A 13,482-nucleotide genomic window follows, 5' to 3' on the forward strand; every position below is an offset into this window, starting at 1 on the left:
GAGCCCAGGTGCTCTGGGTAGCCTCCCGGATTGTGCGACATCACACTTGCTGTTTCGGCAACGAACATTGCATGAATCGTGAAGTGTGCCCATCCTGGAATGCATGAGCCACGCACACCATGACCATGCACATGACAACCACGCACAGCACGATCGCACGGAGACGACCGAGAACCCGTTCGCCAAGGCAGACGCACAATTCTGGAACTCGCTGTACGAGGAACGCGCTGCGCGCTGGAGCGGAAACCCCAACCCGCAGTTGATCGCCGAGGCTTCCGATCTCGAGCCCGGTACCGCGCTCGATGTCGGCTGCGGTGAGGGCGCCGACGCTCTGTGGTTGGCGCGTCGTGGTTGGAAGGTCACCGGCACCGATATTTCTTCGGTTGCACTCGGCCGTGCAAAGGAGCACGTCGAAGGTTCCGGCGTCGATATCGAATGGCTCGAAGCCGACCTCACGAAGTGGGATTCACAGGGTCGCTCGTTCGACTTGGTGTCAGCGCAGTTCTTCCACATGCTCGAACCTGCTCGCGGAGAACTGTTCCGGGCGCTCGGAGACTTAGTCGCTCCCGGTGGCCATCTGCTGATCGTCGGTCACTCGCCTCACGAGTCGCCCACGGAGCATCATCGCGCCATGCTGCATACGCCCGAGTATGTGGAATCGCTGTTCACGGACGGGTGGAAGCTGCTGGTCTCGGAGTTGCGGGAACGGGAACTTCCCGCAAACCCCGAGAAGATGCATCACACCACGGATACCGTTGTGCTGCTTCAGCGATTGAGTGCGAGTACCGACAGCAACTCGTAGGCGACGTGAGCCGCTGCGATACCGGTGATCTCGGCGTGGTCGTACGCCGGCGCAACTTCGACGATGTCGGCGCCGACCACGTTGAGCCCCACCAACCCTCGTAGCGTGTTCAACAATTCGCGGGATGTCATGCCGCCCGCTTCAGGTGTGCCGGTGCCGGGAGCGTGGGCGGGGTCGAGCACGTCGATGTCGACGGATACATACACCGGGCCGCCGTCGAGACGCCTACGCATGCGCTCGACGATGCTGGCGACGCCGTCGACCTCGTAATCGTCGCTTCGGATTACCTGGAAGCCGAGGATCTTGTCGTCCTCGAGGTCCTTCTCGCTGTACAGCGGCCCACGGATGCCGATGTGCTGCGAGCGTTCCATATCGATGAGGCCCTCTTCGCTGGCGCGTCGGAAAGGCGTGCCGTGCGTGAAGGGTTGGCCGAAGTAGGTGTCCCACGTATCGAGGTGGGCATCGAAGTGCAACACCGCGATCGGTCCGTGATCGCGCGCCAGTGAACGCAGGATCGGCAGGGCAATCGTGTGGTCACCGCCGAGGGTGAGTACGGAGGAACCGTCGGCGCGCAGGTCTGTCACGGCTGACTGGATGGTCGTCAGTGCTTCCTGCATGTCGAAGGGGTTGACGCCGATGTCCCCGAAATCGGCAACCTGCTGCGTAGCGAAGGGGGAAACCTTCAGTGCCGGGTTGTACGGTCGCAGCAGCTTGGAGGCGGCGCGGATGTGGCCGGGGCCGAAGCGGGCGCCGGGCCGGTAGCTCACGCCCGAATCGAACGGGATTCCGAGGATGGTCACGTCGGCGCGTGATACCTCGTCCAACCGCGGTAGACGCGCGAAAGTGGTCGGTTCGGCATACCGGGGGACGCGGGTGGCGTCGACGGGTCCGATGAATGATTCGGGATTGTTGGTAGCCATGCGGCGCTCGCCTGCTCTCGATTCGGCGCACACAGGGGCGCCTTCAGTGATGTAGCTCTCTGAGCAAGTATGGTTTCCTCAAGAGGCTCGGTTGTCAACCCCTGTTTCCTCGAAGGGACAAGGCGGTCGTGAAGGAGTGGGTTCAGTGGCGAAGGTCAAGGACGTAGCGGAGACCGTGGGTCCACGGATCGGCGCGAGGCTCAAAGCTGCTCGCCAGTCGAAGCGATTGACCCTCGACGACCTGGCTGAATCCTGCGGCGTGACCAAGGGGTATCTGTCGAAACTCGAGCGTGATCACGTCAATGCGTCCGTCGCGACACTGATCAAAGTCTGTGCCGTCCTCGAGATCCCCGTCGGGTCCCTGTTCGAGAATGCGTCGGCCGGCGAAGTGGTGCGCGCCGATTCCAAACCGCAGATCAGTTTCGGCGGCGAGAAGATGACGGAGTTCCTGCTCACGCCATCGAATGAGCGTCGCATCCAGGTTTTGCTCGGTGAGATCGAACCGGGTGGGGGAAGTGGTCAGGAGCCCTACAGTCTGCCGGTGGACGTAAATTTTGTTCACGTAATCGAGGGCGGATTGCGAGTATCGTTCGAGGGTGGGAGAACTGACCCGGACGGTGAGTCGGTGGATGCGGAGGACGTCGTTCTGGGGGCCGGGGATTCGTTCACGTTCACCCCTCGGCACAACCACAGCTTTCAAGCGGAAGGTGCGTCCTCGGCGAGGGTTCTGTGGGTTCTGAACCCGGCGTTGCCGGAGGGGCCGCGGGTTTCGGTCTCCTGAGTTTGACCGACAAGCATGTTGACTTTTAGGAAACAAGTGTTGACATGATTGCCGGCACGGGGCACGCTATGAGTAGTCCCCGTCACATATTGGCGTCACGGAACTCCTGAAGGAGCGCACCATGCCTGTCGATTCCGTCCGAGCCGGCCTGTTTCAGGGCCCTCTCACCTCGTCGGACGCATTTGCCTCGGTGGAATTCAACCTCGACGCCATCGCGTCGGCGGCCCAGGAGGCGGCGGCGTCAGGCGCACGCATCCTCGTGACTCCGGAGATGTCTGCGACGGGTTACGACATCGGTGAACTGGTGTTGCAGCGCGCCGAACCGGCAGACGGTCCGATCTTCGATTTCATTGCCGAGATTGCTCGCAGTGCCGGCATCGCAGTTGTGTACGGATATCCCGAACGGGTTGGCAGAGACATTTACAACAGCGTGCAGGCGGTGGGCCGCGACGGCCGATCGCTTGCCAACTACCGCAAGACTCATCTCTTCGGAGCATTCGATCGTGGGCACTACACTGCCGGTGACACTTTGGTTGTCGGGTTCGATCTAGAGGGCCTCCGCTGCGGATTGCTGATTTGTTACGACGTCGAGTTCCCCGAAGCCGTCCGTGCGCATGCCGACGCCGGCACTCAATGGCTGATCGTGCCTACGGGACTGATGATGCCCTTCGAACACATTGCGCAGCATGTGGTTCCGGCGCGCGCTTATGAAAGTCAGATGTTTCTCACCTACGTCAACCGTTGCGGCGCCGAAACCGAACTGACCTACTGCGGGCTCTCGTGCGCGATATCTCCGGACGGTCGGGAATTGGCGCGCGCGAGCGATGGGCGGGAGCTTCTCTTCGCGGATATCTCGGCTGGTTCGCTGGCCCATTCCCGTTCTGTCAACACACATCTCGACGATCGACGGCTCGATCTCTATTCCGATCTTCACACTTCCAGGGAGAACCGCAGATGACCATTCCCGTAGCCCCGGACAGTTCCTCTGAACCCGGCACGCAGCCACCGCTCACCATGTTCGGGCCGGACTTCCCGTTCCCGTACGACGACTACGTGTCTAATCCGGCGGGCTTGGGTTCGGTACCCGATCTGGCGCTGGGAACCGAAGTTGCGGTCATCGGCGGAGGTCTGGCCGGAATGCTCGCTGCTTACGAACTTCTCAAGATCGGCCTCAAACCGGTTGTCTACGAAGCGGATCAAATCGGTGGCCGGATGCGTTCGGTCGAGTTCGACGGGCACCCAGGAGTTGTGGCGGAAATGGGCGCGATGCGGTTCCCGCCGTCGTCGACAACACTTTTTCACTACCTGAACCAACTGGGTCTGCAGACCGAAGAATTCCCGAACCCGCTCGCTGAGGTCACTCCCAGCACGGTCATCGACCTCAAGGGTGAGAGCCACTACGCGCACACCCTCGAGGATCTGCCACCGATCTACACCGAGGTGGCGCACGCCTGGCAGCGCACCCTTGAAGAGCATGCAGATCTGATTCCGTTGCAGCAGGCCATCCGTGACCGCGATACCGCAGAGATCAAGCGGATCTGGAACGACCTGGTGGTGCGGTACGACGATCAGACGTTCTACGGATTCCTGGCCGCATCGAAGCACTTCAAGTCCTTCCACATGCGGGAAGTGTTCGGGCAGGTCGGATTTGGCACGGGAGGTTGGGATACCGACTATCCCAACTCGATCCTCGAGATCCTTCGGGTGGTCATCACAGCTGCCGACGACGATCATCGCGGCATAGTCGGCGGATCGCAGCAGTTGCCGTTGCGGTTGTGGAACCGTGCTCCCCAGCAGATGGTGCATTGGCCCGCCGGTACAACTGTCTCCTCGCTCAACGGGGGCAAGACCCGGCCGCGCGTCACGGAACTACGACGCACCGACCCGGGGCACTACACGGTGACCGATTCCGAGGGATACATCCGAACCTATGTGAGCGCTGTTGTCACAGTGCAGAGCTGGATGCTTCTCAACAACATTCGTTGTGACGACGATCTGTTTCCGATCGACCACTGGACAGCCATCGAGCGGACTCACTACATGGGGTCGACCAAGGTTTTTGTCCTCGTGGATCGCCCGTTCTGGAAGGACAAGGATCCCGTGACGGGGCGTGACGCGGTATCGATGACGCTCACCGACCGGATGAGTCGCGGTACGTATCTGCTCGATCAGGGTGAGGGTAAGCCCGGTCTGATCTGCCTCTCCTACACGTGGTCCGACGACTCTCTCAAGCTGTTGGCACTTAACGCGACCGAGCGGATGAACATCATGCTGCGCTCGCTGGAGGAGATCTATCCGGGAGTGGATTTCCGCAGCCACATCATCTCCAGTCCGGTGACACTGTCCTGGGAAACCGAGCGTGACTTCATGGGCGCGTTCAAAGCGAATCTTCCGGGTCACTACCGCTACCAGGAGCGCCTCTTCTCCCATTTCGTGCAAAATGATCTGGAGCCGCGACACCGCGGCATCTTCCTCGCCGGTGACGATATTTCCTGGACAGCGGGTTGGGCCGAGGGCGCGATCCAGACTGCGATCAACGCGGTGTGGGGCGTCGTGAACCATCTCGGCGGAGCCTCGCCGGCCGAGAATCCCGGGCCTGGCGACGTGTTCGAGGACCTCGCTCCCATCAGGTTGGGCGACTGATCGAACTGCAACTGCCGAAATGTCGTGCCCGATGGGGGTTGGTACTCCCATCGGGCACGACCTCTCTCCCGTGATCCACGCAACACTGAAAAGGTTCGGATCCAATAATTCCAGGAGGGTGTTCAATGGCGAGCACAGTATCGGCGACCAAGAGCGCGGCAGCAGTATCGAATGCATCATCAGGTGGTGATCGATCGCACGATCCAGCTCTCGAGTTGGTAGCCGAGTTGGCCGCAGCGGGCCAACGGCTCGTCTTCCGCCGCGGCGAAGATCTGACCTGTGTAGTGCTCTGGCCGTCCGGAGAGCCCTCCCTCTCGGACCTGTGTGAGAACTTCGAATCCCTCGGACTTCGAGTGTCGACGCACCGCCCGCTTCCGACAGTCTTGGGTTCGGCGCACCATTTCACCTTCGAGCCAAGCACTTTCGACGGCAGCGCCCTGGAAAAGATGGCAGACGCTTTCGAAGCGGTCATTGCCGGTTCGACCAGCATGGACGCCTTCTCCAGCCTGATCGGCCGAGCGGACATCACCTGGCGCGACGCAGAGTTGCTGCGCGCCGCGTGCCGTTTCCTCGCTCAGGCTCGCATCGGATTGTCCGAGAGCTACATCGTCGGAGTGCTCGGCGCCAAGCCGCTGTTCGTTCGTCAGGCCGTTGACCTGTTCACCGCGCGGTTCGATCCGGCGGTTTCGGATCGTGAGGTGGCAACTGCTGCTGCTGTTGCTGCGATCGACGAATCCGTCGATGGCGCAGATACTCTCGACGAGGACCGCGTCCTGCGCGGCGTGCGCTCGTTCCTGCAGGCCACCCTGCGCACCAACTGGTACCTGCGGGGCGACGCCGGTCAGTCGTTGCCGTACGCATCGTTCAAGATCGATTCGCAGTTGCTGTCGACTCCGCAGAAGACTGTGCCGTTCCGCGAAATCTACGTCAGCGCACCCAATGTCGAGGGTGTGCATCTGCGTAGTTCCTCGGTGGCGCGCGGCGGTTTGCGTTGGTCCGACCGCTACGAAGATTTCCGTACCGAGGCCCTGAGCCTCATGAAGACCCAGAGTGTCAAGAACTCGCCCATCGTTCCGTCCGGAGCCAAGGGTGCGTTTGTTGTTCGCGGAACATCTTCTCCGACACCGGTACAGGTGCAGGAGTCGTACAGCACCTTCATTCGCGGCCTCCTCGACGTCGTCGACAACATCGTCGACGGCGAACTGGTGCGCCCGGCGGAAATTGTCGAATACGACGGTGAGGACTCGTACCTCGTTGTAGCGGCGGACAAGGGAACCGCTCGGTTCTCCGATGTGGCCAACGGCATCGCGGTCGAGCGCGGATTCTGGCTCGGCGACGCCTTCGCTTCCGGTGGCAGCGCCGGCTACGACCACAAGGCAATGGGCATTACCGCGCGCGGCGCGTGGGTGGCTGTGAGGCGTCACTTCGCCGAACGTGACCTCGACGTGGACACCGATCCGTTCACTGTGGCCGGTATCGGCGACATGTCCGGCGACGTGTTCGGCAACGGAATGTTGCTCTCGCACAAGATCCGTCTGGTCGCGGCCTTCGATCACCGTCACATCTTCATCGACCCGAACCCCGACACCGAGGCGACGTTCACCGAACGCGCTCGCCTGTTCACTGTGCCGCGCTCGTCGTGGGACGACTTCGATCGCACCGTGATGTCCGAAGGTGGCGGCGTCTGGCCGCGCAGTGCGAAGTCGATTTCTCTGCCCACAGAAGCCCGTGCAGCACTCGGAATCACCGCGGAATCGTTGACCCCGCAAGAACTGATCCGGGCCATCCTGTGCGCCCCGGTGGATCTGTTGTGGAACGGTGGCGTCGGCACGTATGTGAAGGCGTCGGCGGAAAGCAATGTCGACGCTGCCGACCCGTCCAACGACGGTGTGCGCGTCAGCGCCGACGAACTGCGCGCGAGCGTGGTGGGCGAGGGCGGCAACCTCGGATTCACGCAGCGTGCACGCATCGAATATGCCGCTGCCGGTGGACGAATCAACGCTGACTTCATCGACAACGCTGCCGGTGTCGCGACGTCCGACCGTGAGGTCAACATCAAGATCGCGTTGGCGGCGCTGGACGCAACCTCCCGGAATGCACTCCTTGCTGCCGCTCAGGACGAGGTAGCAGACTCGGTCCTGAAAGCCAGTGCCGACCAAACGCTGGCGATCAGTCTGGCCGAGCATCGCGCTCCGGCACTGCTCGATCAGCACGAACGACTGATCGAGGATCTTGTCTCGGCCGGCGCCATGAAGCGGGTCGAAGAATCCCTGCCGGACGCCAAGGCGCTTGCCGTCCGCGCTCAGGCAGGCCAGGGTCTCCTGCGGCCCGAACTTGCTGTGCTGGTTGCTCAGTCGAAGAACGTCCTCACCGCCGAGCTGGGCGCTTCGGCAGTCCCCGACAATCAGATTTTTGCCGATCGACTTCCGCAGTACTTCCCGTCTTCGGTCGTCGAGGCCGCGCCTGACGCTGTGCAGTCGCATCGGCTCGGACGCGACATCATCATCACCTCCGTGGTCGACGAACTGGTCAACCGCGTCGGACCAGGTGCGCTGTTCCGTTTGGAAGAGCATCTGGGAGTACACAGCCCGGAAGCTGCACTTGCCTATGCCGTGGTGAGTGAAGTTCTCGGTACCGAGGATCTGCGCAGCGAGATTCTGAATTCGGATCTCAGCGCCGGCGATCAGTTGAAGTCCCTCGACCGCCTGCAGCAGTTGCTGGAATCGGAAATGAGCTGGGTACTGCGCCGGCCGGGAGCTGCCGGACGGTTCATCGTGAACCCCCGCGCTGACATCGACCGGTGGTCGGCGCCCGTCCGAGAGCTCACTCGTGGGCTGTCGGCGAACGAACGCATCAACGGGTCCTTCGGAGCCTTGGCGCTGGCTGACATTGCGTTGCAAGAGAATACGACGGCCCCGGCCGCTGCTGCGCTCTACCGCGAGCTTTCGGTAGCGCTCGATCTGGGCGATGTACTCGGCGGCGTCGAAGTTGCTGCCGGAGCCTCGCATTGGGAGGTCATGGGTAGCGCCGCCGTTCACGCACGCTTGACTGCGCGTTTCGCGGACCTGGTGTCGGGAGCGCTCGGCGAAGGTGTCGAGGGTGTTGTCGAGCTGTGGAAGGCTGCCAATCCCGAAGCCTTGCACAGGTTCACGGCTCTGATGACCAGCGTCCGCCGTAGTGGGGCACTGGACACGGCAAAGCTGTGCACTGTCGACGCCGAACTCGAACTTCTCGTTCGAGGTGCATCGAGTTTCAGCTCAGCGGCTCTCCCAAGCGAGTAGCGAGAGCAATAGTTCAGCCCTGACTCTCGCCTGACCGAGGTCGCATCGCAGCAGTTCTTCGATGCGTGTGATGCGACCTCGGAGGGTGTGCCGGTGCACGCCGAGTTCGGCTGCAGCGGACTCCCATTGGCCGTTCGCTTCGAGATAGGCGCGCAGAGAGACCGTGAGTGAGGTTCCATGTGCCTGGTCATGTTCGGTCAATATCGGAATGGTGTTGGCAGCCAGGGCCACAAGAGCTTCCCGGGCAGGTTCGGACGCTAGAATCGTGGAACCGGTGAGAGCGTCGAACTCGATGATGCGCTCGGTGGCGGTCGTGAGATTGGCTGCGGCCCGTGCCTGGATCAGCGCGCGTGGCGCGTCGAGCAATCGGTGTGCCGTGCTGATCCCGGCGCGTACGGCCTTGGCCTCGCTGGGGGAGAGTTGTGCGAGAAAGGTTTTCGCGGTCTCCACGGTGTCGGTGCCCCGCAGGAGAACCGTGAGCGCGGTGGAGTCGACTTGAGCAAAAATTGGTCGGCCGGCGCGGGCGAGCGCGTTGTCGAATTCCCGCAGAACTGAGCTCAGAGCAGATCCGCGGACATGGACCACGCGAACAAACCCGTTGGTGTCGCCGGCCTCGTCCAGATACGACGGGACGTTGTCGTCGGGGATTCGTCCGTCCAGAAGGAGCCCGAATGCCATGGAGTTCAACCGGGTTCGCTCGGCGCGCAGTCGTACCGGCTTCTCCAATTCCAAGGTGAGTAGCGAGACGGCATGTCCGAGGAGAACTCGGTCGATGTTGTTCAGCGGTCCGGTGCCGGCCATCGCGAGATAGCCGTGCCAACTGCCGCTCACTCCGACAGGGGAGAGAGTTAAAGTTCGCTCGGGAGTGCTCTGCGAGATGGATGCCGGAGCGTTGGGATCTCGGGTGGTGGCGGCTACCGCGCGCACCTCGGCGATGAGCGCCTTGTGATTGGTGGGGTGCACCGCAGTGAGTCGATCGCCCACAAACGCGACCGAAGTTTTTGTGGCTGCAGCCAACTCACGCACGATCGCGGATACACCGCCGCGCAACGCAACCCGGGTGATACGCGTCTGCACCTCCGCCGCGCGCAAGACCGACTCGTATTCCTGCTGGCTCAAGCGGGTCATCACCGCGCGTGTCACTGCCGCGAACGGGGTGGTGAACGGTACTTCGAGGACCGGCAGTCCCCGGTTTTCGGCCGCTGTCAGCAGGTCCGGCGGCACAGCCTCGTGGGAAAGCCCCGTTCCGAAACCCAGAGCCGATACTTCTGCGGCGGCCAGCCGGTCGATGTACTCGGTGTAGTCGCCGGTGCTCGCGCCCACCAAAGCAAGCCCGGTAGTGAGGACCAACTCGCCGCCGGAAAGCCAGGGAGTGGGGTCTGTCAGCTCGGTGGCCTGCGCAAACGTCACCGGCTGCGTAGACGCACTGCGGTTGGTCAGCAGTTTCAGCGAGAGGTGCCGCTGGAGTAGTAGCCACGAGATCGGAACTGTCACCTGAGTAAGGCTAGCGGCCGATGCCGATATGGAGTAGGCCTGAACCAGAGGATGTCCATTTCGGCAGGGCTCGGACCGGTTCGCGCGTCGCATACTCGAATGCAATACACAAACAGAGAGGGTGGTCACATGAGTGCAATCGAATACAGGCTTCCGCAGGAACGTCGCATCGTCACGGAGTTCCCGGGCCCGCGCTCGGCTGCGCTCGCAGAGCGTCGTAAGAAGGTTGTCGGCGCCGGCGTCGCATCCACCCTCCCGGTCTACGTTGCCGATGCAGACGGCGGCGTCATCGTCGACGTCGACGGCAACTCGCTGATCGACCTCGGTGCCGGCATTGCCGTGACCAGCGTCGGCGCGTCCAACCCGGCCGTCGTTGCCGCAGTCCAGGACCAGGTCGCGCACTTCACGCATACCTGCTTCATGATCGCGCCGTACGAGGGCTACGTCGAGGTTGCCGAGCGTCTGGCAGAGCTCACCCCCGGTGACCACGAGAAGCGTTCCGTTCTGTTCAACAGCGGTGCAGAAGCTGTCGAGAACGCCGTGAAGATCGCCCGCCACGCAACGGGCCGCGACGCAGTTGTCGTCTTCGATCACGCGTACCACGGCCGCACCAACCTCACGATGGCACTGACTTCCAAGTCCATGCCGTACAAGAGCGGCTTCGGCCCGTTCGCTCCCGAGGTCTACCGCGTTCCGATGTCCTACCCCTTCCGTGAGGGCCTCAACTACGACGGCTCCAAGATCACCGGTGAGCAGGCTGCACAGCGCGCCATCACGATGATCGAGAAGCAGGTCGGCGCAGCCAACACTGCAGCCATTCTCATCGAGCCCATCCAGGGCGAGGGCGGATTCATCGTTCCCGCAGAAGGATTCCTGCCGACGCTCGTCGCCTGGGCCAAGGAAAACGGCATCGTCTTCATCGCCGACGAGGTCCAGACCGGCTTCGCTCGCACCGGTTCCTGGTTCGCCAGCGACCACGAGGGCATCGTCCCCGACCTGATGACGCTCGCCAAGGGCATTGCCGGCGGCATGCCGCTCGCAGCTGTCACCGGCCGCGCAGAGCTCATCGACGCAGTCCACCCGGGCGGCCTCGGCGGCACCTACGGCGGCAACCCTGTCGCCTGCGCTGCAGCATTGGCGTCCATCGACCAGATGCGTGAACTCGACATGGCTGCTCGCGCACGCGCAATCGAGAGCACCGTCGTCAGCCGAATCAACGCGCTGGCCAAGGAACTCGACGTCATCGGTGACGTTCGTGGCCGCGGCGCCATGCTCGCCATCGAGTTCGTCAAGCCCGGCGGACAGGAGCCGGACGCTGATATCACGAAGGCGATCGCCGGCGCTTGCCTCGCAGCCGGTGTCGTGATCCTGACCTGCGGTACCTACGGCAACGTCGTCCGTCTGCTCCCGCCGCTGGTTATCTCCGAGGAGCTGCTCGACGACGCACTGACCGTCCTCGAAACCGCTATTCGCACTGCTGCACAGGAGAACTGACATGTCGAACGTCTCGGAACTTCTCGATTCTGTACCCAAGGGCATCTGGCTGGGCGGCAAGCTCGTTCCTGCTGAGAAGACCTTTGCGGTCTATAACCCGGCAACCGGTGAAGAGTTGGCTCAGGTAGCCGACGCCACTGCCGCTGACGGCATCCGCGCACTCGACCTTGCTGCTGCGGCACAGGAAGATTGGGCTGCAACGCCCGCTCGCGTCCGTGGCGAGATCCTGCGTCGTGCATTCGAGTTGCTGCATGCCCGCGCCGAGGACTTCGCGCTGATGATGACCCTGGAAATGGGTAAGTCGTTGGCCGAGGCACGCGGTGAGGTCAACTACGGCGGCGAGTTCCTGCGCTGGTTCAGCGAAGAAGCAGTCCGCATCGGTGGACGCTTCACGCAGGCTCCGGCCGGCAACGGTCGCATCCTCGTCACCAAGGGTCCCGTCGGACCGGTCCTCGCGATCACTCCGTGGAACTTCCCGCTGGCCATGGGAACTCGCAAGATCGGACCGGCCCTGGCTGCCGGTTGCACCATCATCGTCAAGCCGGCTGAGGACACTCCGCTGACCATGCAGCTTCTCGGTCAGGTGTTTGCCGACGCCGGTCTGCCCGACGGCGTGCTCTCCATCCTCCCGACCTCCGACGCGGCATCCATCAGTGGACCGCTGATGGAAGACGCACGTCTGCGCAAGATCACCTTCACCGGCTCCACCGGCGTCGGAAAGCTGCTGGTGCGCAATGCGGCTGACAAGTTGCTCCGTACGTCCATGGAACTGGGTGGCAACGCTCCGTTCATCGTGTTCGAGGACGCCGACATCGACGCCGCTGTCGACGGAGCCATGATCGCGAAGATGCGTAACGGCGGCGAGGCGTGCACCGCAGCCAACCGCATTTACGTCGCCAACTCGGTCCGCGAAGAGTTCACCGAGAAGTTCACGGCCAAGGTCGCTGCACTGAAGGTGGGCGCCGGCGACGCCGAGGGTACCAACATCGGACCGCTGATCAACACCAAGCAGCTCGCAACCGTCACCGGACTCGTCAATGACGCCGTGTCCAAGGGCGCTCGCGTTCGCACCGGTGGATCGGCACCCGAAGGCCCCGGCTTCTTCTTCACCCCGACGGTCCTCGATCAGGTTCCCGCCGATGCGCGCCTGCTCAAGGAAGAGATCTTCGGACCCGTTGCAGCCGTAGTCGGTTTCGATACCGAAGACGAAGCCGTTGCGGCAGCCAACAACACCGAATTCGGTCTGGTGGCGTACTTCTACACCCGCGACATCGACCGTGCGATGCGCGTCTCGGCCAAGCTGGACACCGGCATGGTCGGCGTGAACCGCGGCGCGATCTCCGACGCTGCAGCACCGTTCGGTGGCGTCAAGGAATCGGGCTTCGGCCGTGAAGGCGGAACCGAAGGTATCGACGAGTACCTCGATACCAAGTACGTAGCGCTGTAAGTTCTTTCACACAATGAGGGCCTCACCGGATTCTTCGGTGAGGCCCTCATTGTGTGTTATTCGCCCTGCGGCTTGGTTATTCGCTCAGCGGTGTGGGGCGGTAGTACTTGCCCTCGTGATAGAGCAACGGCGCTGCAGCGGAGTCGTCGTCCTCGTCGGCATGGACGCGCGTGACCAGTCCGATGACCAAGGTGTGGTCGCCAACCGGAATCAGCTGATCGACCGTGACCCGCATCCAACTGGGGGTGCCGTGCAGCACGGGCTCGCCGGTATCGAGTACCGCCCATAGTGATTCGTCGGCAAAACGCTGATCAGCGCTACGCGCAAAACGCTGGGCCAGATGCTGCTGATGCTCGCCGAGCAGGTGGATCACCAATGATTCGGCGGCCTTGAGCGCAGTGATGCTCGACGACGTCTCCGCGATGTTGAACGAGACGAGCGGAGGTTCGAGAGACACCGAGGAAAACGAGGTGGCAGTGAAACCTACTGGGCCGGTACCGGAGTTGAGAGTGACAACAGTGACTCCCGCCGGGTGGCGACCTAGTGCGGCACGGTAGTCGGCGGCACAGATGCCGGTGGACAACTCGGATGTTCGGGGCGTGGTGTCAGTCAACTGGGAC

The 13,482-nt window shown here is 62.6% G+C and carries 10 protein-coding genes; 7 read left to right on the plus strand and 3 right to left on the minus strand.

All coding sequences use genetic code 11. The features are described 5' to 3' along the window. The first annotated feature begins 103 nt into the window (after window positions 1–103). A complete protein-coding gene (locus tag BDB13_RS06715; protein WP_094270955.1) occupies window positions 104–802 on the plus strand; it encodes a class I SAM-dependent methyltransferase in 699 nt (232 codons plus the stop codon). Here the strand turns inward: BDB13_RS06715 and speB are convergent. Beyond that, window positions 766–1,722, minus strand: coding sequence for an agmatinase (gene speB, locus BDB13_RS06720; protein WP_094270956.1), 957 nt, complete (start codon window positions 1,720–1,722; stop codon window positions 766–768). The genes BDB13_RS06715 and speB overlap by 37 nt on opposite strands. Window positions 1,723–1,858: 136 nt before the next feature. Between speB and BDB13_RS06725 the strand changes: the two genes are divergently transcribed. The 4 genes from BDB13_RS06725 to BDB13_RS06740 all read left to right on the plus strand — a co-directional run bounded on the left by BDB13_RS06725 (window position 1,859) and on the right by BDB13_RS06740 (window position 8,427). After that, complete coding sequence (locus BDB13_RS06725) at window positions 1,859–2,503, plus strand: helix-turn-helix domain-containing protein (protein WP_441347180.1); 645 nt, start codon at window positions 1,859–1,861, stop codon at window positions 2,501–2,503. Window positions 2,504–2,624: 121 nt separating this feature from the next. Then, window positions 2,625–3,461 carry a carbon-nitrogen hydrolase family protein gene (locus BDB13_RS06730; protein ID WP_094270957.1) on the plus strand — a complete coding sequence of 279 codons (837 nt, stop codon included), beginning with the start codon at window positions 2,625–2,627 and terminating at the stop codon, window positions 3,459–3,461. Further along, window positions 3,458–5,146, plus strand: a complete 1,689-nt coding sequence (locus tag BDB13_RS06735) for a flavin monoamine oxidase family protein (RefSeq protein WP_094270958.1) — start codon at window positions 3,458–3,460, stop codon at window positions 5,144–5,146. Before BDB13_RS06730 ends, BDB13_RS06735 begins: the two co-directional genes overlap by 4 nt. A 125-nt stretch (window positions 5,147–5,271) precedes the next feature. Next, on the plus strand, window positions 5,272–8,427 hold the full coding sequence (locus BDB13_RS06740; protein WP_094270959.1) for an NAD-glutamate dehydrogenase domain-containing protein: 3,156 nt from the start codon (window positions 5,272–5,274) through the stop codon (window positions 8,425–8,427). Here BDB13_RS06740 and BDB13_RS06745 read toward each other — a convergent pair. Next, window positions 8,404–9,921 (minus strand): PucR family transcriptional regulator, encoded by a 1,518-nt coding sequence (locus BDB13_RS06745; protein WP_094270960.1) that lies wholly within the window; start codon window positions 9,919–9,921, stop codon window positions 8,404–8,406. The two genes, BDB13_RS06740 and BDB13_RS06745, sit on opposite strands and share 24 nt — an antisense overlap. Before the next feature lie 129 nt (window positions 9,922–10,050). On the opposite strand from BDB13_RS06745, the gene gabT reads away from it, so the two are divergent. Both gabT and BDB13_RS06755 read left to right on the plus strand, forming a co-directional pair. Then, window positions 10,051–11,415 carry a 4-aminobutyrate--2-oxoglutarate transaminase gene (gabT, locus tag BDB13_RS06750; RefSeq protein ID WP_094270961.1) on the plus strand — a complete coding sequence of 455 codons (1,365 nt, stop codon included), beginning with the start codon at window positions 10,051–10,053 and terminating at the stop codon, window positions 11,413–11,415. A 1-nt stretch (window position 11,416) separates the two neighbouring features. Beyond that, a complete protein-coding gene (locus tag BDB13_RS06755; RefSeq protein WP_094270962.1) occupies window positions 11,417–12,862 on the plus strand; it encodes an NAD-dependent succinate-semialdehyde dehydrogenase in 1,446 nt (481 codons plus the stop codon). 76 nt (window positions 12,863–12,938) lie between these two features. On the opposite strand, the gene BDB13_RS06760 is transcribed toward BDB13_RS06755, so the two are convergent. Continuing rightward, a complete protein-coding gene (locus BDB13_RS06760) occupies window positions 12,939–13,475 on the minus strand; it encodes a flavin reductase family protein (protein WP_094270963.1) in 537 nt (178 codons plus the stop codon). Between the last annotated feature and the right edge of the window lie 7 nt (window positions 13,476–13,482).

The sequence above is a fragment of the Rhodococcus sp. OK302 genome (assembly GCF_002245895.1).
GTDB lineage: Bacteria > Actinomycetota > Actinomycetes > Mycobacteriales > Mycobacteriaceae > Rhodococcus_F.